Genomic DNA, 24,643 nt, shown 5'->3' with positions numbered 1-24,643 from the left:
TAATTGCCTCCAGTTTTAACTGGAGGTTTCAAAATAAAGCAAGTCAGAAGGCTTCAGCCAAATGAATAAGTTTGGCTAAAGCCAATTTTTGAAAATCAATTTGTTTTCCTCCAGTTAAAACTGGAGGCAATTCAAAAAACATTTAATAATGAAAAATTTAAAATACATCATCTTAGTTTCCATTTTCGCTTTGACATTTGCTAATGCACAAAGCACTTCTGATACTAATTTTAGAAAACCAGTATCAGAAACTTTAAAGAAAATTGAAACGCTTTTTAAAGTAACAATCAACGATGACAGAGGTTTATTAAAAGGAAAAGAACTGGACTATGCCGATTGGAGAATTGAACCAGGAAATCTGCCGCTTTCGTTGACCAATATTTTGGCTCCATTCGAATTAATGTATTTCAAACAACCGGATGGAACCTACATCATTCGTAAGTATGAAAACCATAAAGTTTCTGTCGATAAAGGAAAAGAACGCTTGTTTTACTTAGAAAGTCTTTATTCGACTAAAGAAGAATGGGAAAAACGTAAAATGGAGTTAAAAGCTTGTATGATTCAATCATTTGGTTTGGATAAGGCGCCCCCTACACCGAAATCTAAGCCACTTTTAACTCCAAAGAGAATTTACAAAGATTATAGTGTTGAAAATATAGCTTTGGAAATTTTACCAGGGGTCTACGCGACGGGTTCGATTTATAAACCGTATCCGCTAAATAAAAAAGCTGCTGTTATTCTAACTCCCGACGGACATTTCGGAGACGGTAGATATAGAAAAGATGAGCAGTACAGATGTGCCATGATGGCCAAAATGGGAGCAATTGTTGTGGGTTATGACTTATTTGCTTGGGGAGAATCGCTATTGCAATTTCCTGAAGAAACGCACAGAAATAGCATTGCATCGACAGTTCAGGTATTGACAGGAATTCGTTTCTTGGATTATTTAGCTACTGTAAAAAATGCTGACATGACAAGAGTTGGCGTTACAGGAGGTTCTGGTGGAGGTTCGCATACGATGTTTTTAGCTGCTATTGATGACAGAGTAAAAGTTTCTGCTCCAGTGGTAATGGTTTCGTCTCACTTTTCAGGCGGATGCCCATGCGAAAGCGGACGCGGAATCCACTTGTGCGGGAATGGAACAAACAATGCCGAAATCTCAGCCATGATGGCTCCAAAACCGCAATTAATTGTTTCAGATGGAAAAGATTGGACATTAGCAGTTCCAGAATTGGAGTTTCCGTTCATTCAAAGAACTTATGAATTATACGGCAAAAAAGATTTAGTTGAAAACGCTCATTTTGCAAAAGAAGGACATGATTTCGGAATTTCGAAACGTATGGCTTTGTATCCCTTTATGGCGAAATATTTAAATTTAGATTTGAATAAAGTAAAGAATGAAAAAGGTGAAATCGACGAATCAACTTGTGTAATTGAACCAAAAGAAAAGTTATTTGTTTTTGGAGATAAAGGAGAAAAATTGCCGAAAAATGCTCTAAAAGACATCAATAAATTATATGAAATGTTCGGAGAAAAAAATCTGAAGGTTTACGAGGTTAAGAAATAAAGTTAGTTGCCACGACCCGAGCGATAGCGAATAGGCGAAGCAATTACACGAATTGGCACGATTTATTTGTTTGCCACAGATTAAAAAGATTAAAAAGGATTTTTTTTATCTGCCTGATCTGCTAAATCTGCGAGAGTAAAAATTTTTTCCGCAGATTTAGCAGATTCAGCAGATTTTAATCAGTGGAAATCCTTTATCCCGATAGCTATCGGGAGTGGCTGAAAATAAAAAAGAAATTAGCGCGAATTAGTGTAATTCGTGGCGAAAAAAATCATATTTATGAAGTTAAAATTTAAAATCACAGCAATCTGTTTTGGAATTTTTTCGTTGACTGCAACAGCACAAAACGACTTAAAATTATGGTATGATAAACCAGCTGCAATCTGGAACGAAGCTTTACCATTAGGCAACGGACGTTTGGGTGCCATGGTTTTTGGCGATCCAGCAGTGGAACGTTTGCAATTGAACGAAGAAACGATTTGGGCAGGATCTCCAAACAGTAATGCGCATACAAAATCAATCGAAGCTTTGCCAAAAGTAAGACAGCTTATTTTTGACGGAAAATTTGACGAAGCGCAAGATTTAGCTACGAAAGATATCATGTCGCAAACCAATGATGGAATGCCGTATCAGACTTTTGGAAGTGTTTATATTTCATTCAATGGACATCAAAAATATACGGATTATTATAGAGATTTAGATATCAGCAATGCTACGGCGAAAGTAAAATACAAAGTAAATGGCGTTGAATTTACAAGAGAAATTCTAACCGCATTTTCAGATCAGGTGATTATGGTTAAGCTTTCTGCGAGCAAACCGGGTCAGATTACGTGTAATGTTTTCATGAACAGTCCGATCGATAAAACAGTGGCTTCTACAGAAGGAAACCAAATAATTCTTTCTGGAGTAGGGACTAATTTTGAAGGTGTAAAAGGAAAAGTAAAGTTCCAAGGAAGACTTACGGCTAAAAACAAAGGCGGAGAAATTGAGGCTAGCAACGGCGTTTTAAGCATCAACAAAGCCGATGAAGTTGTTTTATACATTTCGATTGCAACTAATTTTAAAAACTACCAAGATATTTCTGGTGATGAAATTGCAAAAAGTAAAGATTATTTAGCGAAAGCTGAAGTAAAAGATTTTGAGACGATTAAGAAAGCACACGTTGATTATTACCAAAAATTCTTCAACAGGGTCTCTTTAGATTTAGGTTCGAATGATTTGATTAAGAAACCAACAAACGAAAGAATTAGAGATTTCTCGAAACAATTCGATCCACAATTGGCTGCTTTATATTTTCAGTTTGGTCGTTATCTTTTAATTTCAAGTTCACAGCCGGGCGGACAGCCAGCGAATTTGCAAGGAATTTGGAACGATATGGTTACACCGCCTTGGGACAGTAAATACACGACAAACATCAATGCCGAAATGAATTACTGGCCAGCGCAGGTAACGAATCTGCAGGAAATGCACGAACCTTTTGTTCAAATGGCAAAAGAATTAAGTGTAACGGGTGCAGAAACGGCTAGAACGATGTACAATGCCAGCGGATGGGTTTTACATCATAATACTGATATCTGGCGTGTAACCGCTCCAGTTGATTCAGCAGCTTCAGGAATGTGGCCGACGGGTGGCGCTTGGGTTTGTCAGGATTTATGGGAACGATACTTGTATACAGGAGATAAAAAATATTTAGCAGAAATTTATCCGATCATGAAAGGCGCTGCTGATTTCTTTTTGGATTTTATGATTGTGGATCCAAATACGGGATATTTGGTTGTTGTGCCTTCAAGTTCTCCAGAAAATACACACGCTGGCGGAACAGGAAAAGCAACAATTGCATCAGGAACGACAATGGACAATCAGCTGATTTTTGATTTGTTTACGCATGTTATGGAAGCTTCTGCATTGGTTTCACCAGATGCTGCTTATACAAAAAAAGTAAGCGATGCTTTGGCAAAAATGCCTCCAATGAAAATTGGAAAACACAATCAGTTGCAAGAATGGCAGGATGATTGGGATAATCCGAAAGACAATCACAGACACGTTTCGCATTTGTATGGATTATATCCTAGTAATCAGATTTCGCCAATCAAAACACCAGAATTATTTCAAGCAGCTAAACAATCTTTAATTTACAGAACCGATGAATCGACAGGATGGTCAATGGGGTGGAAAGTGAATTTATGGGCAAGATTATTAGACGGAAATCACGCTTATAAATTGATTCAGGATCAATTGCATTTGGTAACGGCTGACCAAAGAAAAGGAGGAGGAACATATCCGAATATGTTAGATGCGCATCAGCCTTTTCAAATTGATGGAAATTTTGGATGTACAGCCGGTTTTGCCGAAATGCTGATGCAAAGTCAGGAAGATGCAATTCAGTTATTGCCTGCTTTACCGATGGTTTGGAAAGACGGAAGCATAAAAGGTTTAGTAGCAAGAGGCGGTTTTGTAATCGATATGACTTGGAAAAATAATAAAGTTTCGACTTTAAAAATCTACTCAAAAATTGGAGGAAATTGCCGTTTAAAAGTAGAAAATACTTTGAGTGGATCTTCAATCAAAAAAGCAAAAGGTAAAAACAGAAATCCTTTGTTTTATGATGTTGAAGTGAAGAAACCGATTATTTCAAGTGAAGCAAAACTAGAAAAAGTAAAACTGCCAAATTATAATATTTACGATGTGAATATGAAAGCAGGGCAGACATATACTTTTACTGGGAATTAATTTTTTGAACCATATAAGTAATATAAGAAAATATAAAGTTAGGTCTGTTCTGCAAGGTTTTCAAAACCTTGTAGGTATGAAATAGCAATTCTAGCTTTATAACGAGAGGATTGTGAAAAAAAAATGAATTGCCTCCAGCTTTAGCTGGAGGTTTAGGAATTATGCAGTAAAAGGCTTTAGCCAAAAGAGCTCAATAAAATACCTACAAGGTTTTGAAAACCTTGCAGGAGAAATAGAGGTGTTAAAAAAACGAAAATTTCTTTTGCGTGAGTGATGGAAGTGGAGCTCTCCTGATTTTTCATCGGGAAGCGGGAACGGACAGCACGATTCGCCGCGGCGAACACGCCCAAAATATTAAATTAATAGAATTAAAAATGTTACGAGATTTTAAATACAAAATAATAGCTCTTTCCATCATAATTGCGTGTTTAAACAGCAGTTGCAAATCTGGTGCAGGATCTTCGCAATTGGGAAAATCGGCTATTTTAAAAGAAAAAGATTTCAAACATTATGTTGATTATTTCAACACGATGGAAGATGAAAACTTAAAATTTGCCATTCCGAATGACAGTGCTTGGTCTTGGATGGAAAAGAATATTCCGTTGTTTGAATGTCCGCAGCAAAACTTTGAGGAAATCTATTATTTCAGATGGTGGAGCGTTCGTAAACACATCAAAAATACGCCACAAGGATTTGCGATTACAGAGTTTTTGGTAGACCGTTCGTATGCTGATAAATACAATATGATCAGTTGTGCTTTGGGACATCATATTAATGAATTCAGATGGGTTCACGATCCGAAATACATTGAGCAGGATGTGAAGCTTTGGTATCGAGGAAATGACGGAAAACCGATGAACAAATTGTATAAATTCAGCAGTTGGACAGCTTATGCTTTGTACAATCGATATTTGGTGAATAAAGATGAAAAATTCTTACTGGATTTGTATCCAGACATGGTTACCGATTATGCCGTTTGGGAGAAAGACCGTCAGCGCAAAGATGGTTTGTTTTGGCAGCATGATGTGAAAGACGGAATGGAAGAGTCTTTAAGCGGTGGGAGAAAAGTACAAAATGCAAGACCAACGATTAACAGTTATATGTTTGGGAATGCTATAGCGATTTCTAAAATGGCTGCCATGAAAGGCGATAAAGAAGTGGAAGCAAAATTCAAAGTTAAAGCAGATGCCTTACAACAATTAGTGGAAACGAAATTGTGGAATCCAAAAAATGAATTTTTTGAAACTTTGACACAAAAAGATACGCTAGCACTAGTGCGCGAAGCAATCGGATTTATTCCATGGTATTTTAATCTTCCTGAAAAAGGAAAAGGTTTTGAAAAAGCTTGGGAACAGGTGAAAGATGAGAAAGGATTTTCGGCTCCGTTTGGTTTAACAACAGCTGAAAGAAGAAGTCCGCGTTTTAGAACTCACGGAACAGGAACTTGTGAGTGGGACGGTGCCATTTGGCCTTTTGCAAGTTCGCAGACTTTAACGGCTATGGCTAACGTTTTAAATAATTACAATCAGGATTTCGTTGCAAAACCAGATTATTTCAAACAAATGGAATTGTACGTGCAATCGCAGTATTACAGAGGAAAACCTTATCTTGGCGAATATTTGGACGAAACGACAGGTTATTGGCTGATGGGCGACAGAGAAAGAAGCCGTTATTACAATCACTCGACTTTCAACGATTTAATGATCACTGGTTTGGTTGGTTTGCGTCCGAGAGCTGATGAAAAAATTGAAGTGAATCCGTTGATTCCGCAAGAAAAATGGGATTGGTTTTGTCTGGATAATGTTTTGTATCACGGCGATATTATTACCATTCTTTGGGATAAAACGGGAGAGAAATATAAAAAAGGAAAAGGTTTTAGAGTTTTCAAAAACGGAAAAGAAATTGCTTTTTCTGAGAAATTAGAGCGAGTGATTTCGGAGTAAATATTCGCCACAGATTTCACAGATTAAATGGATTTTACGCTGCGTTTTTCGCTCATTTTTGTCATTTCGACGAAGGAGAAATCTCCGCGAGAAGCTCGACAAAGATTGGAACACTATTGCGGAGTTACTTACGGAGATTTGCTTCGCCTGTTCGCTATCGCTCGGGTCTCCTTTGTCGAAATGACAAAAAATGAGCATAAAATTTACTCTCGCAGATTTGGCAGATCAAGCAGATGAAAAATCTTTATAATCTATGAAATCAGTGGCAGAAAAGAAAATCTGCTCAATCTGCAAAATCTGCGAGAGAACAAAAGTATAAAGCCTCAAAAAGCTTAAAAATAATACCATGAAAAAGTTTTTTTTACATCTTACCTTAATCATTTCACTTTTCACAATTTCGGCGAAAGCCCAAAACAAAATTGTTGTAAGTGATTTAAAATGCGAAATGCTGACCAATCCAGAAGGAATAGACGTTTTACAGCCAAGATTGAGCTGGAAAATAAAAGCAGCCGTAAACGATGTAAAACAAACGGCTTATCAAATTATTGCTTCCTCAAGTTTAGAAAAATTAAATGCCGGAAATGGCGATTTATGGGATAGCGGAAAAGTGCAAAGCGACGCTTCTGTAAATGTGATCTACAACGGAAAAAAGCTAAAAGACCGTCAAGATGTTTTTTGGAAAGTAACTGTTTTTACCAATAAAGGAGAAATTCAAACGAAAGAAAATGCACATTTCAGCATCGGAATTTTGACTTATGCCGATTGGAAATCTACGCGATGGATTGGTTATGAAAAAGCTTCTCCTGGAGATAGTATTTCGCAGTATTCGAGATTGTCAGCGCGTTATCTTCGAAAAGAAATCAACCTGAAAAAGAAAGTCAAAAATGCCAAGGTTTATATTATCGGAATGGGATTATATGAACTTTACATTAACGGCAATAAAATCGGAGATCAGGTTTTAGCGCCAGTTCCGACCGATTATACGAAGAATGTAAAATACAATGTTTTTGATGTGACTTCGCAGCTGCAAGAAGGCAAAAACATGTTAGGAACGATTTTAGGAAATGGACGTTTTTTCACCATGCGTCAGGATTACAAACCGTACAAAATCAAAACTTTTGGTTATCCGAAAATGGCTTTGCAATTATTTGTTGAATATGCCGATGGAAGCAAAGATGTCATCAGAACCGATGATACTTGGAAAATCACGACTGACGGACCAATTTTATCCAACAACGAATACGACGGAGAAGAATACGATGCTCGCAAAGAAATGAAAGGTTGGAACACCGTTAATTTTGATGACAAAAAATGGCTTTCTGCTGAATATGTTCAAGAACCAGGCGGATTTTACGAAGGACAGATGTCGGCTAATATGAAAGTGAAGCGCGAAGTAAAACCGATTTCTATAAAACAAACGCCAAAAGGAACTTATATCTTAGATATGGGACAAAATATGGTGGGTTGGTTGCAATTGAAAGTCAAAGGAAATAAAGGCGATAAAATCACAATGAAATTTGCTGAATCGCTTGAGCCAGACGGTTCGTTGTATATTGCCAATTTGCGCGATGCAAAAACTACAGATATTTATACTTTAAAAGGCGAAGGAGAAGAAGTTTGGGAACCTCGTTTTATTTTCCACGGATTTAGATTTGTTGAAATTTCAGGATTTACCACAAAGCCAACATTAGAAAATTTTGTTGGGAAAGTCGTTTATGATGACATTCAGACGATAGGAACTTTCGATTCATCGAACCCAACCATGAATCAGATTTTTAAGAATGCATGGTGGGGAATCAGCGGGAATTACAAAGGAATGCCGATTGATTGTCCGCAGAGAAACGAGCGTCAGCCTTGGTTGGGAGATAGAACAACGGGGGCTTATGGCGAAAGTTTCTTATTCGATAATAATACTTTATACGCAAAATGGTTAGACGATATTAAAAATTCGCAAACTATAGACGGCGGACTTCCTGATGTTGCACCTGCTTTTTGGCGTTATTATGGCGACAATGTAACTTGGCCAGGAACTTATATCACAGTTGCCGATATGTTGTATCAACAGTTTGGCGACGCAAAAGTTGTAGAAAAACAATATCCATACATGAAAAAATGGATGGATTATATGGAAGAAAATTATCTGGTTGGTGATTTAATGACCAAAGATAAATATGGAGATTGGTGTGTTCCGCCAGAATCTTTAGAATTAATTCGTTCAAAAGATCCAGCTCGTTTAACCGATGGCGAATTGATTTCGAGCGCGTTTTATTATCAGCTTTTGAGTATCATGAAGAAATTTGCTGTTATTGCAAATGCAAAAAATGATATTCAGCATTATGATGATTTGGCTTTAAGAATTAAAAAAGCTTTCAATGCTAAATATTTCAATAAAGACAAAAACAGTTACGCAAATAATACAGTTACAGCCAATTTATTGCCTTTAACTTTCGGAATGGTTCCAGACGGGCTTCAAACCAAAATATTTGAAAATTTAGTGCATGAAGTTGAAGTGACTAAAAACGGACATGTAAGTACAGGAGTTATCGGAACACAGTTTTTAATGCGAACACTTACTAATTTCGGTCGTGGTGATTTGGCTTTCAAATTAGCATCAAACAAAACCTATCCAAGTTGGGGTTATATGGTTGAAAACGGTGCCACAACAATCTGGGAACTTTGGAACGGAAACACGGCAGATCCAGCGATGAATTCGCAAAACCACGTCATGCTTTTAGGTGATTTATTGATTTGGTATTATGAAAACATGGCGGGAATCAAGAGCAATCCTGAAACTCCAGGTTTTAAACAAATTATCATGAAACCCGATTTCAATGCTGGATTGACCTACGTAAATGCTTCTTACGAATCAGTTTATGGAACAATTAAAAGTGATTGGAAAAAAGACAAAAAGGCTTTAGTTTGGAATATTACCGTACCTGCAAATACTTCTGCTGTGGTGTATTTACCAGCGAGTGATATTTCGGCTGTTTCAATCAATAAACAAAGGCTAGATAAGACTTCTTACGCACATTCTACAGATAAAAATCAAGTTATCGTTACACTTTCGTCAGGAAATTATGCGATAAACGTTAAATAAGCTGCATTTTTAGTTTTTCGGGACAGTACAGGATACATTGTTAATTTTTTAGTGTTATTTTTACACTTAATAAATATTTTTACCTAAAAAAATGTTAGGTATATATTTATAGTCGAAAAAAATAATTCATAATATAATTAAGAATGAAGATAACAAAATTAGCATTTGTCTTGTTTGGACTTTTCCTTTTAGGAAGTTGTAAGTCGGCTTTAGAAAAAAAGACTTGGAAAGAAGGAATTCTTGTAGATCAATTTGTTTACGATAAAGCGCCTTATCCGTCTTGCCACGCGATTACAATTGTCGAAGCTACAAATGGTGATTTAGTTGCTTCTTGGTTTGGAGGAACTCATGAAAGAAATCCAGACGTTTGTATTTACGTTGCCATTAAACCAAAAGGAAGTGATACTTGGAATGAGGGCGTAAAAGTGGCTGACGGTGTGATGAAAGAAGGGCCAAGATTACCGACTTGGAATCCTGTTTTATATCAAATTCCGGGTGGCGATTTAATGCTTTTCTACAAAATTGGACCTAAACCATCGGAATGGTGGGGCGTAATCAGAACTTCATCTGATGGCGGGAAAACCTGGTCTGAAGCGAAAAAAATGCCAGATGGTTTCTTAGGGCCAATCAAAAATAAACCTGTTTTATTGAGTAACGGAACTTTATTATGTCCGTCAAGTATTGAAGGCGATGGCTGGAGACTTCGTATGGAATCTACCCCAGATTTTGGAAAAACTTGGGTGATGGGTGATACGCTTCCAAGAGGAAAACAAAAAATCAATGCGATTCAGCCTAGTATTTTATTCCATAAAGATGGAAGTATTCAGGCAATCGGAAGAACTCGAAACAGAGCAATTTTTAGCACTTTCTCAAAAGATAACGGAAAAACTTGGTCGGATATTGAGTTAATCGGACTTCCAAATAACAACTCTGGCACAGATGCTGTAACACTTAAAGATGGAAGACATTTATTGGTTTACAATCACGTTCTTCCTCCAGGAAAAGAAGCAAAAGGACCAAGAACGCCTTTAAATGTTTCGGTTTCTAAAGACGGAATTCACTGGAATGCGGCTTTGGTTTTAGAAGATTCAAAAATCAGTCAATATTCTTATCCTTCCATGATTCAAAGCTCAGACGGAATGGTGCATATCGTGTACACTTGGAGGAGAGAAAAACTGAAATATGTAAAAGTTGATCCGAGTAAGTTAGTAGCGCTTCCTATCAAAAATGGTGTTTGGCCAGGTGAAGAAGGAAAAGTAGTTACGGCTGTAAAAGCTGAAGAAGAGTAAAAAAATATAAGCCACAGATTAAAAGGATTAAAAATGATTTTTATTCTCATTAATCTCCAAAATCTGCTCAATCTGCGAGAGTAAAATTTTTTCCCGCAGATTTAGCAGATATCGCAGATTTTTTAATCCAAATAATCCTTTAATCTGTGGCAAAAAAATATAAACATGAAATCTAAAAAACATTTATTAATTGCATTCCTTGTTGTGCTATCAACAACATTCAACAGCTGTGCAACGGCTCAGTCTTCAAATAAAAAGCAAAAATATAAAGTGGCAGTTTGCGACTGGATGATTTTAAAAAGACAAAAATTAGGTGCTTTTGGTCTAGCTGCTGAATTAAAAGCTGACGGAATCGAACTAGATATGGGAGGTTTAGGGAATAGACCAACCTTTGATAGCAAGCTAGGAGATCCTGTAGAAAGACAAAAATTCTTAGATAAATCTAAAGAGACAGGAGTTGGAATCAGTTCAATTGCGATGTCTGGATTTTATGCACAATCTTTTGCTACAAGAGAAATCACACCTATGATTAACGATTGTGTTCAGGCAATGAAAAACATGAAAGTTAAAGTAGCGTATTTGCCATTAGGAACACAAACCGATTTGGTTAAAAATCCAGAACTGCGTCCGGAAGTAATTAAAAGATTGCAGTGGGCAGGAAAAGAAGTTGGTAAAATAGGTGGTGTAATTGCGATTGAAACTTCCTTAAGCGCAACTGAAGAGAAAAAACTTTTAGACGAAATAGGCTCAAAGTACATTAAAAGCTCTTTCAACTTTGCGAATGCTTTAGACAATAAAAGAGATATTTCGTCAGAATTAAAGATTTTGGGAAAGAAATATGTAGCGCAGATTCACGCTTCAAATACTGATCAATTTTGGTTAGAAAAAGATCCTGCGATTGATATGCCAAAAATCAAACAGACTTTGGATGAAATGAAATGGAGCGGTTGGCTGATTGTAGAGCGTTCAAGAGATGTTAATCAAGTTCATAATGTAAAAGCCAATTACGGAGCAAACGTAGCGTACTTGAAGAAAATCTTCCAGAATTAAATAGATTGAAAAATATAGTGATCAATATGTAATCGTTAAACTAAACAAATTATCACTACAAATCTGCCGAATCTGCTTAATCTGCGGGAGTTATATTTTCTCGCAGATCACGCAGATTTAGCAGATTATTTTTAAAAGAATACCCAAAAAAACAGCATACCATGAAATATTTACAATTACTTTTTTTATGTCTTTACGTCTCTTTCGCGACAGCGCAAAACATTACTATTGTTAGTGATGCAACTTCGCCAAGAGCAAAGTTTGGAGCAGAGAAACTAGCAGAAACGCTTTCAGCAAAAGGCTTCACAGTTGCTTCTGCAGATAAATTAAAAAGCTCAAAAGAGAAAGTAATTGTTATAGGAGAAAAAGGAACTGACTTTTGGAAAAAGAATGCGAAAAGCGCTAAAATCGACGATAGCAAATTAACTAAGAAAGAAGGTTTCTTAATTCGCACTCAAAAAAATATCATTTTTATTGAAGGAACAGATGCAAGCGGTACTTTGTACGGTGCAATGGAATTGGTAGACAGAATTAAAAGTTCAGGTCAGCTTCCTTCAGAAATCAATATCCAAGATAGTCCAGAAATGGTGTTGCGTGGTGCTTGTATCGGAATGCAGAAACCAGTTTATCTTCCAGGACGCGATGTTTACGAATATCCATACACGCCAGAAACTTTTCCTTGGTTTTACGATAAAGCACTTTGGATTAAATACCTAGATATGTTGGTAGACAACCGCATGAACTCTTTGTATTTATGGAACGGACATCCGTTTGCTTCATTAGTAAAATTGAAAGAGTATCCGTTTGCAGTTGAAGTAAGTGATGAAGATTTCAAAAAGAACGAAGAAATTTATAAATTCCTGACAGTTGAAGCCAACAAAAGAGGAATCTGGGTCATTCAAATGTTCTACAACATTATTGTTTCTAAGCCTTTTGCAGAGCATTATAACATTAAAACACAAGATCGTTCTAGACCAATCACGCCTTTGTTGTCTGATTACACCAGAAAATCTATTGCGGCTTTCATCGAAAAATATCCAAACGTTGGTTTAATGGTTTGTTTAGGAGAAGCAATCAATACCGTTGATGATGATGTAGAGTGGTTTACCAAAACGATTATTCCAGGAGTTCGCGATGGTTTGCAGGCATTAGGAAAAACAGAAGAACCGCCGATTATTTTGCGTTCTCACGATACAGACGGACCTTTGGTAATGGAGAAATCGCTTCCGTTATACAAAAACTTATATACAGAAAGTAAATATACAGGCGAGTCTTTAACGACTTATACGCCAGGTGGACCTTGGGGCGAAACCCACAAACAATTGAGCGCTTTAAAATCAATTCATATTGAAAACGTTCACATTTTGGCAAACTTAGAACCTTTCAGATACGGTTCTCCAGATTTTATCCAAAAAACGGTAAAAGCAATGCACAGTGTGCACGGAGCCAATGCATTGCACTTGTATCCGCAAGCCTCTTATTGGGATTGGCCGTATTCTGCCGATAAAACAAAATCGGGGGAACGTTTGTTAGAAATGGATCGCGATTGGATTTGGTACAAAGCTTGGGCAAGATATGCTTGGGACAGTAAAAGAGACAGAAACGAAGAAGTTAAATATTGGGATAAAGATTTAGCAGCGAAATTTGGAACGACTCAAGAAGCTGCCAATAATATTTTAAAAGCCTACGAAGAAACTGGAGAAATTGCTCCAAAAACATTAAGACGTTTTGGAATCACAGAAGGAAACAGACAAACGTTATTGTTAGGAATGTTCGAAAGCCAATTGGTGAATCCGTCAAAATGGAGAGTGTATCCAGGTTTCCACGAATCTTGCGGACCAGCAGGCGAATTGCTTTTAGAATATGCTAAAAAAGAATGGAACAAAGAGCCACATTCAGGCGAACTTCCAACGCAGATTATTGCTGAGATTACAGAACACGGAAGATTAGCTGTTGAAGCCATCGACAAAGCTGAAGCAAGCGTAACGAAAGACAAAGAAGAATTTGCACGTCTTAAAAATGATATGCATGCGTATAAAGCTTTCGCTGATTTCTTCTCAGAAAAAGTAAAAGCAGCGTTGTTGGTTTTAAGATACAGTTATTCAAATGATATTGCTGATTTAGATAAAGCAATGCCTCATTTAGAAAAAAGTTTAGAATACTATGAATTATTAGTAAAACTAACGAAAGATACGTATTACTATGCCAACAGTATGCAGACGGCACAACGTAGAATTCCGATTGGAGGAGACGACGGAAACAATAAAACTTGGGCTGAATTATTACCTCATTATGAGCGTGAATTAGCTAATTTCAAAAGAAATCTGGACAAGTTAAAATCTTCAAAAGATGGAAAAGTAGAAAGTAAAGAAGGAAAACCTTGGAAAACGGCAGAAGTAACTTTCATTGACGAAAAACCGGGAACTTATTTAGTGAAAACAGGAACAAAAGTGTACGGAACAGACATTTCTGAATTGACAAAAATTGCTCCTGAACTTCAAAACTTAAGAGGATTTTCATTCGTCGAGAATGATCAAAATGAAAAAGGAACACATTTGAAATTTAGAAATACAAAAGCAGTTAAATTAGTGGTTGGGTATTTCAATTCAGATCAAAAAAGATTTTTATTGCCGCCAAGTTTAGAAACAGATGCTGCAGGAAATGCGCACGGTCAAGCCGAAGTAATTTTAGCAAGCGCCATGAATTTGAAAGATTTGCCACGTGTAAATATTCATACCTATACTTTCCAGCCTGGAGAAAATAAATTAGATTTAGGAAAAGGAAAAGTATTGATTTTAGGTTTCATCGACGCAGATCAAAACATTACGCCACGCGATGTTGGATATATCGATGCAGGAGAAAAAGCTGCGGTGGATTGGTTGTTTTATTAGTCTACGTTCCTGCAAGGTTTTCAAAACCTTGTAGGTATTATAAATGAACTTTAAAAATTAAACCTACAAGGTTTTGAAAACCTTGCAGGAACTAGAAAATATGAACAGAATAGTTTTTTTTATTTTTTGTTTTTTTTCAAGTCTTTGCTTTGTTTGGAGTCAGAGCAAAGATTCAGGTAAATTTCGAAAAGAGATTTCACTGAATTCGTCTTGGGAAACTATAATATTGGAAAATCTTCCGGTGCAGGAAGAGAGGTTTGTAGACCATCCAAAAACTGATTCCAATTGGCAGCAGGTTAGTGTGCCTCACAATTGGGATCAGTATTATGGTTTCAGAAGAACAAAACATGGAAATTTACACGGTACTGCATGGTACAAAAGAACATTAAAACTCGATAAAGCTGCGGTTGGAAAAAGGCTCTTTTTGTTTTTTGAAGGCGTTAGTTCTTACGCGACAGTTTGGGTAAACGGAAAAAAAGTGGGCGAACACAAAGGTGGTCGAACCACTTTTACGCTTGATATTACCAAAGCCGTTTCTTTAGAAAAAGAAAACCAAATTCTAGTAAAAGCTTCCCATCCCTCTTTTATAGCAGATCTTCCTTGGGTTTGCGGAGGTTGTTCTGGCGAATGGGGATTCTCAGAAGGTTCTCAGCCAATGGGGATTTTCAGACCCGTTTCTTTAGTCGTTACAAACGATGTTAGAATCGAACCTTTTGGTGTTCACATCTGGAATGACAAATCGGTTTCGAAACAAAAAGCGATTTTACTGACTACAACTGAAATCAAAAACTATGGAACTTCAGATCCAAATCTGACGATCGAAAATGTTCTTTTTGATGCTTCAGGAAAGAAAGTCGTAAGTTCAAAAAGTACTGTTAAAAATGCTTCAGGAGAAATCAAATCGGTTGCTCAGACTTTACCAGAAATTCAAAATCCGAAATTATGGTCACCGTCAAATCCGTATTTGTATAAATTGGTTACTTCTGTTTATGATAACGGAAAAATAATAGATCAAGTAACAACACCTTACGGAATTCGTTGGGTAAGTTGGCCAGTAAGTCGTGACGGAAAAGACAATCGTTTTTTCATTAACGACGAACCAGTTTTTATAAACGGTGTTTGCGAATACGAACATCAAATTGGAAACAGTCATGCGTTTTCAGACGAACAAATTCACGCGAGAATCGAACAAATCAAAGCAGGTGGATTTAATGCCTTTAGAGAAGCACATCAACCTCATAATTTATTGTATCAAAAAGAATTAGATGAAAATGGAATCTTATTTTGGAGTCAGTTTTCGGCACATATTTGGTATGACACACCTGAGTTCAAAGAGAATTTCAAAACGTTATTGCGCGAATGGGTTAAAGAACGCAGAAATAGTCCATCGGTTGTCATGTGGGGCCTGCAGAACGAAAGTACAATTCCAAAAGAATTTGCCGAAGAATGCACACAGATTATCCGCGAAATGGATCCGTTATCGGCTTCGCAGAGAATCGTTACGACTTGTAACGGAGGAGAAGGAACAGATTGGAATGTCGTTCAAAACTGGTCAGGAACGTATGGCGGAGATCCGTTAAAGTACCATTTAGAAATGACGACTCAGTTGTTAAATGGAGAATATGGCGCTTGGCGTTCTGCCGATTTACATACAGAAGGAGAATTTGATCAAAAAGGAACTTTAAGCGAAAATCGTTTTTCTCAGTTAATGGAAATTAAAGTGAGAGAAGCTGAATCGGTAAGAGATAAAATTGCGGGACAATTCAATTGGCTTTTTGCTTCGCACGAAAATCCGGGACGTGTTCAGAACGGCGAAGGATTTAGAGATATTGATAAAGTAGGTCCAGTAAATTATAAAGGGCTTTTCACAATTTGGGGCGAACCTTTGGATGCGTTTTATATGTATCGCGCCAATTATGCTTCAAAGAAAACTAATCCGATGGTTTATATTGTTTCGCACACGTGGCCAAGCCGTTGGGGAAAATCCGGAATCAAAAACGGAATCGATATTTATTCTAATTGTGACGAAGTAGAATTGTTTAATGACGTGAATAAAGTTTCTCTTGGAAAACTAAATAATCCGGGAATTGGAAAGCATTTTCAATTTAATAATGTTAATGTTCAATACAATGTTTTATATGCTGTTGGATATGTAAATGGAAAAGCCGTTGCTAAAGATTATATTGTTTTAAATACTCTTCCGAAAGCGCCAAATTTGGAATCTTTAGTTGCTGATAAAACGGATATTTTAAAAGCAAAAACTGGTTTAAATTATATCTACAGAGTTAATTGTGGCGGGTCTGAATTTACAGATAGTAATGGAAATACTTGGTTAACTGATACACATAAAAGCGGACAAAATACTTGGGGGTCTTTATCTTGGACAGATAATTTTGAAAAACTGCCAAACTTTTTTGCAAGCCAGAGAAGCAGTTTTGATCCTGTAAATGGTACAAAAGATCCTGAATTATTCCAGAATTTCAGATACGGAGTTGATAAATTACGTTACGAATTTCCTGCTCCAGATGGAGAATATGTAGTGGAATTGTATTTCACAGAACCTTGGTACGGAACTGGTGGCGGATTGGACTGCAAAGGTTGGCGTTTGTTTGATGTTGCCGTCAATAATAAGGTCGTTTTAAAAGATTTCGATATTTGGGCAGAAGCTGGACAAGACAAAGCTTTAAAGAAAACTTTTACTGTAAAAAGTGTCAATGGAAAAATCGTGATTTCATTCCCGAATGTAAAAGCAGGACAAGCCATTATTTCAGCAATTGCGATTGCAACAAAAGATAAAAATGTAAAACCAGCAGATCAGTCTCCAAGAAATATCCAGAATGTAAGTTTAGATGCTAAAGATTTTAAAATGGGTTCTTGGTTGGATATTAATTCAAAACAATATTCAAATTCTGAAGTTATTTTTACGGAACTGCCTTCAGAAGTTTTTGGTGCTGATTATTTACAATTTGCTGCTAATTCAAAAGCTTCAGGTTCATTCGCAGCAAAAGAAGAATCAACAATTTTTGTTTTAGTTGATGATAAAATAAAGTCATTAAAAGAACTTTCAGATTATAAAAAAATCGAAGAAAAAGCGAAAAACAACAACGGAATTTCTTTTGATGTTTTCACTAAAAAAGTAAAAAAAGGCGAGAAGGTTCTTTTTGATAATGGGGAAACAATTTCGACAATTGCAGTTGTTCCGGCTTACGATATGGGCGAAAAAGACGATTCAAGACCTGTCGTAATTATCGAAGCTGAAAAGACAAAAACAACAGGAACAGGAATCGAAAAAGGAAATTTCAAAAAAGCCGATTATGTTGAGTTCACTAAGAAGACAAATAACAGTATCGAATTTGAAGTAAAACCAGGTGTTGCCGGAATTTATCTAATGCGTTTCCGTTTTATGAATCGAAATGAAACGCCATTGAAAGTGAAATTCAAAATGGAAGATGCGTACGGAATTCTAATGCGAAACGATACCATTGAATTTTTCCCTTCACCAGAAAAATGGAAAATTTTAAACACAACATCGGGAGGTTATATCAATGCAGGAACTTATAAAATTACTTTGGAAGGAGATGATTTGAAAGGGCTGTTGATTGATAATTTTGAGTTTCAATAGGTTTTTTGTGAGGGACAAAGTGACAGAGCAACAAAGGGGCAAAGGTTTACAGGTTTTCATTGTAGAGACGCACCGCAGTGCGTCTACGTTCCAAATTTCCATACTGTGTGTTAGACGCACTGCAGTGCGTCTCTACGATAAACGTTGAGGAGTTACTTACGAAGATTTTTATTAAGCCTAGTTTGTCATTTCGAGGAACGAGAAATCACACGCGGGATTCTACAAAGAATGGAGATAACTGTGCGGAGTTTCTAGTGTGATTTCTCCCTTCGGTCGAAATGACAAAAACAACGTATAGATTTAGATTAGAATAAAAAAACATATTTATGATTAAGCATAAAAACATTTTTCAAACCATTACACTTGCATTACTATTTTCGGTATCAATTTTTGCACAAAAACAGGCCAGAATTGTCGAAGATTTCAATAAAAACTGGAACTTCAAATTAGGAGAACATCCAGAAGCTATAAATGCTAATTTTAATGCATCAGATTGGAGAACGCTTCAATTGCCGCATGATTGGAGTATAGAGGGTGCTTTTGATAAAGATGCTAAGACCAAACAAGCACAGGGATTTTTGCCGGCTGGAAAAGGCTATTATCGTAAAGTTTTTACTGTTCCTGCGAATTGGAAAAACAAAACGGTTTCAATTGAGTTTGATGGTGTTTTTAAGAACAGCGAAGTTTTCATTAATGGAAAATCATTAGGAATGCGTCCGAATGGATATATTTCTTTTGGATATGATTTAACGCAATATTTACACTTCGGAAAATCAAATGTTATTGCGGTTAAGGTTGACAATGATTCTCAGCCCAATTCAAGATGGTATACAGGTTCTGGAATTTACAGAAATGTGAGATTGGTTGCTTCAGAAAAACTACATGTTGGAAAGTGGGGAACTTTTGTAACTACACCTGAAGTTGCTGCAGAAAAATCAAAAGTACATTTTGAAGTTACAATTGATAATGATAATGCTTCTGCGAAAGAGTTTAAACTCGTTACTTCTATTGTAGATGCAAAAAATGTTGAAGTGGTAAATATGACTTCAACAGAGAAAATCGGAGCAAAAACATCAGAAAAAAAGATTCATAATCTGGAAGTAAAACAGCCAAAATTATGGAATACAGAGAATCCGTATTTGTATAAAGTCATTACAAAAGTTTATGAGAAATCGAAGTTGATTGACAATTACGAAACGCCGCTTGGATTTAGATATTTTAATTTCGATTCAGAGAAAGGGTTTTCTTTAAATGGTGTTCCAACTAAAATTTATGGAGTCTGCCTGCATCATGATAACGGTGCTTTGGGTGCTGTAGAAAATATTCACGCGGTTAAAAGAAAACTGACTTTGATGAAAGAAATGGGAGTGAACGCTATCAGAATGTCTCATAACCCTCATTCTTTAGAAATGATGCAATTGTGCGACGAAATGGGATTTATCGTTCAGGACGAAGCTTTTGACGTTTGGAAGAAGAAAAAAGTAACCAACGATTACCACAAAGATTGGGATGCTTGGCACAAACAGGATTTAGAAGATTTTATCAAAAGAGACCGCAATCATCCATCGGTTATGATGTGGAGTATCGGTAACGAAATCAGAGAACAATTTGACAGCACGGGAATCGCGATTACGAGAGAGTTGGCTAAGATTGTAAAATCCTTAGATACGACTCGTCCCGTAACTTCTGCTTTGACAGAAAATGTTATTGAGAAAAACTTCATTTATCAATCAGGTGCTTTGGATCTTTTGGGGTTCAATTACAAACATGAAGATTATAAAGATTTCCCAACTAAATTTAAAGGGCAAAAAATATTAGCTTCAGAAAGTGTTTCCGCTTTAGAAACTCGTGGTCATTACGATCAATCAGATATTATTCAAGCTTGGCCTGTAAAACACGGAGCTCCATTTGATGGAAATGCAGATTGGACGGTTTCGGCTTACGATCAAATAAAATCATATTGGGGAGCAACACACGAGGAAAACTGGAAAACAATAAAAAGTCAGGATTTCATGGCGGGAACTTTTATCTGGACAGGATTTGATTATATCGGCGAACCAGATCCGTACCCGTTTCCTGCGAGAAGTTCGTATTTCGGAATTGTCGATTTAGCCGGACTTCCTAAAGATGTGTACTATATGTACCAAAGCGAATGGTCGAATAAAACGGTTCTACATATTTTACCACATTGGAACTGGAAAAAAGATCAAGAAATCAATGTTTGGGCGTATTACAACAATGCTGACGAAGTAGAATTATTCTTAAACGGAAAATCTCTTGGCAAGAAATCCAAACAAAATGATGATTTGCATGTTTCATGGAAATTGAAATTTGAGCAAGGAACATTAAAAGCTATTTCAAGAAAGAACGGAAAAGTAGTTTTAGAAAAAGAAATTAAGACGGCTGGAGAAGCTTCTAAATTGAATTTAGAAGCAGATAAAACCACTATCAAAAACGATACTTACGATTTGGTTTACGTAACCATTTCGATGACTGATAAAGACGGGAATCTAGTTCCAAACGCAATGGATTTAATCAATTTTGAAGTTACTGGCGGAGGGAAATTAGTTGGAGTTGACAATGGTTATCAAGCCAATTTAGAGTCGTTTAAAGCGAATTCTTGCAAGCTTTTTAATGGAAAATGTGTTGTCATTATTCAATCTAACGGAAAGAAAGAAAAGATTCAGTTGAAAGCGACGACAGGAAATTTACAAACTTCGACAATTGAAGTTAAAGTGAATTAATGTCGTCATCCCGATATTTATCGGGATTGCGAGATTCTTTATATATTTATAAAAAAACAAAATGGCACCTACTTTTTTTTCAGATCAGAAAGACTTTAGAAAATGGCTAGAGAAAAATCATCAAAATGAGACAGAACTTTTGGTTGGTTTTTATAAAGTTACTAGTAAAAAGTCTTCTATGACATGGTCAGAATCTGTAGATCAAGCGCTTTGTTTTGGTTGGATTGATGGTGTTCGAAGATCAATTGATGAAGACAGTTATACGATTCGTTTTACTCCAAGAAGATCTTCAAGCATTTGGAGCGCTATCAATATTCAGAAAATAGAAGATTTGACGAAAGCGGGTTTAATGACCGATGCAGGTTTAAAAGCCTTTAGTTTCAGAACAGAAAATAAATCCAAAATCTATTCGCACGAGAAAACACCAGTTCCGCTTTTAGAAACTTATGAAAAGGAATTTAAGAGCAATAAAATAGCTTGGGAATTTTTCGAAAAGCAAGCACCATCTTACAAGAAAGTTATGATTCATTGGATTATGAGCGCCAAACAAGAAAAAACACAATTGTCAAGACTAGAAAAAACTATTACTGAAAGCGAAAAGCAGAAAAGAGTTATGTAAAAAAATAGAATAAAAATCCTTATTTTAGTAAGCTGATTTATAGTACATAACTATGGAAATAGAAAATACCACAACAATAAAAGGAGAGATTTTGCTGGGTATTATTTTTGCCCTAGAGTTATATGCCTTGCCCGTACAATTTTATTTAGTGCTAAAAGGATCTGAATTTACTTTTTTCAGTGCTGCAGTGCGTTTCTTCAGTTTTTTTACAATTCTAACAAATATCTTAGTTTTTCTTTGCAGTGCAATGCTTTTATTTGGTGGAAAATGCAAACTGAATTTCTTTTTTAGAAAATGTACCACTATTGCCGCAATTACGGTTTATATTTTAATTGTTGGAATTGTTTTTAATTTACTCCTTCGTCCAATTGTTGATCTAAAGGGACATCATCTTATCGTCAGCGAAATATTTCATACCGTTGTTCCAACATTATTTTTCTTTTATTGGCTGCTTTTTGTTAGTTCTGAAAAGATTTCTTTTAAGGTTATTCTGTACTGGCTAGTTTATCCGATTATTTATATCATCTACACTTTATTTCACGGAATATTGACCAATTTTTATCCGTATCCCTTTATTGATGTTACTAAATTAGGTTTTGAAACTGCTCTTGTAAACGGGTTATTTGTTTTAATTGCTTTTGTGGTCTTATCGGTTATTTTAATTTCTATTTCTAAAATCAGAACCAAAACGCTTTAAAACTTGCTGTTGGTCGAAATTCTGTCTGATGGATTTCAATTTATAGTACATTTATACATTATAGACTATTTTAAAGCAGTTCAGAATGAAAAAAATATTCCTTTCCTTATGTCTTTTTGGTGCAATTTCTAATGCTTCTAGTCAGGAATTGGCGAATGCTCCAAAGCCTTTTGGACCGCTTCCGACGCAGAAACAAATCGATTGGCAGGAAATGGAATTTTATGCTTTTGTGCACTTTTCATTAAACACATTTACTAATAAAGAATGGGGTTACGGAGACGAATCGCCAGAACTTTTTAATCCATCGCAATTAGACGTTCGCCAATGGGCGCGCGTGGTGAAAGAAGCGGGAATGAAAGGAATTATTCTCGTTGCGAAACATCATGATGGTTTCTGTTTATGGCCTTCTGCATATACGGAACGTTCTGTAAAGAATTCTCCTTGGGAAAACGGAAAAGGCGATTTGGTTAAAGAATTGGCTGCGGCTTGTAAAGAATACGATTTAAAACTGGGATTATATCTTTCGCCTTGGGACAGAAATCATCCGCAATACGGAAAACCTGAATATGTAACGTATTTCAGAAATCAGTTAAAAGAATTATTGACGAATTATGGGGACGTTTTTGAAATGTGGTTTGATGGTGCAAATGGCGGTGATGGCTATTACGGCGGAGCAAACGAAACCCGAAAAATCAATACGTTGACGTATTACAATTGGGACGAAACGTATAAGTTAATTTACGACATCGCACCAAAAACTTTGGTTTGGGGAGTTGGACCTTCAGAAGCAAGATGGATTGGAAATGAAGAAGGTCGTGCAGGTAAAACCAATTGGTCATTATTGCGCCAAAAAGATGAATTGGCTGGAAAAGTGCATTACAGCGAATTTATGTCTGGACATGAAGACGGAGAAAAATGGGTTCCTGGCGAAGCAGATGTTTCGATCAGACCGGGATGGTTTTATCATTCAGTTGAAGACGACAAAGTTCGTTCGCTTGACGAAATGGTAGATATTTATTATGAATCAATTGGACGAAATGCGACTTTATTATTGAATCTTCCTGTTGATAGACGTGGTTTGGTTCATGAAAATGATGAAGCAAGATTAAAAGAACTGGTTGCGACAATCAAAGCCGATTTTAAAGCAGAATTACTTAAGGGAACAAAAGTTCAAGCTTCAAACACCAGAGCAGTCGATTCTAATTTTGGACCTCAAAATGTAATTGATGGAAACAAAGATACGTATTGGGCAACAGATGATAAAGTAAAACAAGCTACAATTGAGTTTACGTTTAAAAAGCCAACTGCAATTAATAGAATTTTACTTCAAGAATATATAAAACTTGGACAGCGCGTAAAAGCATTTTCAGTAGAAGCCAATGTAAACGGACAATGGAAAACGATTGCTAATGAAACTACAATTGGTTACAAAAGAATTCTGCGTTTAGATCGTGTTACGGCTTCTGCACTTCGAGTGAACATTTTAGATGCTAAAGCGGGATTTGTAATTAGTACAATTGAAGCTTTTAATGCGCCAAGTTTCGTTAAAGAACCTCAAATTCTTCGTGATAAAAATGGTTTGGTTACGATTAAATCGGAAGATGGAAATGCTGTTTATTATTCGCTTGACGGAAAAAATCCTTCAGAAAAAAGCACTTTATACAAAGCTCCTTTTGTTTATAATAAAGCGGTAGAAATTAAAGCCATTTCGAGAAATACGAAAGAAAAAATCAATAGTGCGGTGAAAACGGCTAAATATGGTGTTTCTAAAGAAAAATGGAGAGTGATTTCGGTTTCGAGCGGAGACGATAAATTGGTTGAAAGAATTATTGATGGTGACGCCAATACAGATTGGGGATTTGGAAATAATGAAAATAAATTGCCTCAAGCTATCACTATTGATATGGGCGAAGAAAGAGAAATAAAAGGTTTTACATATATTCCACAGCAAGTTGGAAATAATTTGAATTTGATTTCGAATTATGAATTCTATACCAGCGAAGATAATATCACTTGGACAAAACAATCGGAGGGAGAATTCTCTAATATCAAACATAACCCAATTGAACAAATTAAGAGTTTTGTTGCAGTAAAAGCAAGGTTTTTAAGATTTGTAGCCACAGCTGCCGTAGGAAATGGACAAACGGTTTCGATTGCCGAAATTGGCGTTGTGGAATAAATATAAGTTCCCAGAGATAATTCATTCCGTAGGAATGTTTCGTCGGTAGAAAAAAAATGCGTTATGATTGTACGTTCCGTAGGAACGTTTGATCAGCGTAACGGAGATACATTATATGATATCAGGTGTCCCTACAGGACACTACACAACGTTTGCATCATTTTTTTACCGACCAGATATTCCTAACGGAATATTAAAATCTGTGAGTATCCGCG

12 protein-coding genes are annotated in these 24,643 nt (G+C 36.3%); all 12 read left to right on the top strand.

Annotation, left to right across the window (positions count from 1 at the left end):
• The first annotated feature begins 148 nt into the window (after positions 1 to 148).
• Positions 149 to 1,567 carry an acetylxylan esterase gene (locus tag ABTV69_RS18980; RefSeq protein WP_433831567.1) on the top strand — a complete coding sequence of 473 codons (1,419 nt, stop codon included), beginning with the start codon at positions 149 to 151 and terminating at the stop codon, positions 1,565 to 1,567.
• A gap of 279 nt (positions 1,568 to 1,846) precedes the next feature.
• A complete protein-coding gene (locus ABTV69_RS18975) occupies positions 1,847 to 4,297 on the top strand; it encodes a glycoside hydrolase family 95 protein (RefSeq protein WP_433831565.1) in 2,451 nt (816 codons plus the stop codon).
• A 374-nt stretch (positions 4,298 to 4,671) separates the two neighbouring features.
• A complete protein-coding gene (locus ABTV69_RS18970) occupies positions 4,672 to 6,240 on the top strand; it encodes an MGH1-like glycoside hydrolase domain-containing protein (RefSeq protein ID WP_433831563.1) in 1,569 nt (522 codons plus the stop codon).
• 346 nt (positions 6,241 to 6,586) lie between these two features.
• Positions 6,587 to 9,337, top strand: coding sequence for a glycoside hydrolase family 78 protein (locus ABTV69_RS18965; RefSeq protein WP_433831561.1), 2,751 nt, complete (start codon positions 6,587 to 6,589; stop codon positions 9,335 to 9,337).
• Positions 9,338 to 9,480: 143 nt separating this feature from the next.
• Positions 9,481 to 10,626 (top strand): sialidase family protein, encoded by a 1,146-nt coding sequence (locus ABTV69_RS18960; RefSeq protein ID WP_433831559.1) that lies wholly within the window; start codon positions 9,481 to 9,483, stop codon positions 10,624 to 10,626.
• A 165-nt stretch (positions 10,627 to 10,791) separates the two neighbouring features.
• Positions 10,792 to 11,676, top strand: coding sequence for a sugar phosphate isomerase/epimerase family protein (locus tag ABTV69_RS18955; protein ID WP_433831557.1), 885 nt, complete (start codon positions 10,792 to 10,794; stop codon positions 11,674 to 11,676).
• Positions 11,677 to 11,837: 161 nt separating this feature from the next.
• A complete protein-coding gene (locus ABTV69_RS18950; protein ID WP_433831555.1) occupies positions 11,838 to 14,567 on the top strand; it encodes an alpha-d-galacturonidase in 2,730 nt (909 codons plus the stop codon).
• Between the two features lie 226 nt (positions 14,568 to 14,793).
• Positions 14,794 to 18,189: a malectin domain-containing carbohydrate-binding protein gene (locus ABTV69_RS18945; RefSeq protein WP_433831553.1), complete on the top strand. Its 3,396-nt coding sequence runs from the start codon at positions 14,794 to 14,796 to the stop codon at positions 18,187 to 18,189.
• Positions 18,190 to 18,515: 326 nt separating this feature from the next.
• The gene (locus ABTV69_RS18940; protein ID WP_433831551.1) at positions 18,516 to 20,933 is read left to right on the top strand and encodes a sugar-binding domain-containing protein; all 2,418 of its coding nucleotides are present in this window, start codon (positions 18,516 to 18,518) and stop codon (positions 20,931 to 20,933) included.
• Positions 20,934 to 20,994: 61 nt separating this feature from the next.
• The gene (locus ABTV69_RS18935; protein ID WP_433831549.1) at positions 20,995 to 21,552 is read left to right on the top strand and encodes a YdeI/OmpD-associated family protein; all 558 of its coding nucleotides are present in this window, start codon (positions 20,995 to 20,997) and stop codon (positions 21,550 to 21,552) included.
• A 52-nt stretch (positions 21,553 to 21,604) separates the two neighbouring features.
• Positions 21,605 to 22,249: a Pr6Pr family membrane protein gene (locus ABTV69_RS18930; protein ID WP_433831547.1), complete on the top strand. Its 645-nt coding sequence runs from the start codon at positions 21,605 to 21,607 to the stop codon at positions 22,247 to 22,249.
• Positions 22,250 to 22,334: 85 nt separating this feature from the next.
• Positions 22,335 to 24,428, top strand: coding sequence for an alpha-L-fucosidase (locus tag ABTV69_RS18925; protein ID WP_433831545.1), 2,094 nt, complete (start codon positions 22,335 to 22,337; stop codon positions 24,426 to 24,428).
• The last annotated feature ends 215 nt before the right edge of the window (positions 24,429 to 24,643 follow it).

The sequence above is a fragment of the Flavobacterium anhuiense genome, from assembly GCF_050990855.1.
In the GTDB taxonomy this organism is placed as follows: domain Bacteria; phylum Bacteroidota; class Bacteroidia; order Flavobacteriales; family Flavobacteriaceae; genus Flavobacterium; species Flavobacterium anhuiense_C.
The sequence above is the reverse complement of the archived record's forward strand: the minus strand, read 5'-3'. Positions and strand labels throughout refer to the sequence as shown.

What these genes read in the sequence shown, in the direction of transcription:
- ABTV69_RS18980 (WP_433831567.1), top strand. Translation starts at nt 149, where the DNA reads ATGAAAAATTTAAAATACATCATCTTAGTTTCCATTTTCGCTTTGACA.
- ABTV69_RS18975 (WP_433831565.1), top strand. Translation starts at nt 1,847, where the DNA reads ATGAAGTTAAAATTTAAAATCACAGCAATCTGTTTTGGAATTTTTTCG.
- ABTV69_RS18970 (WP_433831563.1), top strand. Translation starts at nt 4,672, where the DNA reads ATGTTACGAGATTTTAAATACAAAATAATAGCTCTTTCCATCATAATT.
- ABTV69_RS18965 (WP_433831561.1), top strand. Translation starts at nt 6,587, where the DNA reads ATGAAAAAGTTTTTTTTACATCTTACCTTAATCATTTCACTTTTCACA.
- ABTV69_RS18960 (WP_433831559.1), top strand. Translation starts at nt 9,481, where the DNA reads ATGAAGATAACAAAATTAGCATTTGTCTTGTTTGGACTTTTCCTTTTA.
- ABTV69_RS18955 (WP_433831557.1), top strand. Translation starts at nt 10,792, where the DNA reads ATGAAATCTAAAAAACATTTATTAATTGCATTCCTTGTTGTGCTATCA.
- ABTV69_RS18950 (WP_433831555.1), top strand. Translation starts at nt 11,838, where the DNA reads ATGAAATATTTACAATTACTTTTTTTATGTCTTTACGTCTCTTTCGCG.
- ABTV69_RS18940 (WP_433831551.1), top strand. Translation starts at nt 18,516, where the DNA reads ATGATTAAGCATAAAAACATTTTTCAAACCATTACACTTGCATTACTA.
- ABTV69_RS18935 (WP_433831549.1), top strand. Translation starts at nt 20,995, where the DNA reads ATGGCACCTACTTTTTTTTCAGATCAGAAAGACTTTAGAAAATGGCTA.
- ABTV69_RS18930 (WP_433831547.1), top strand. Translation starts at nt 21,605, where the DNA reads ATGGAAATAGAAAATACCACAACAATAAAAGGAGAGATTTTGCTGGGT.
- ABTV69_RS18925 (WP_433831545.1), top strand. Translation starts at nt 22,335, where the DNA reads ATGAAAAAAATATTCCTTTCCTTATGTCTTTTTGGTGCAATTTCTAAT.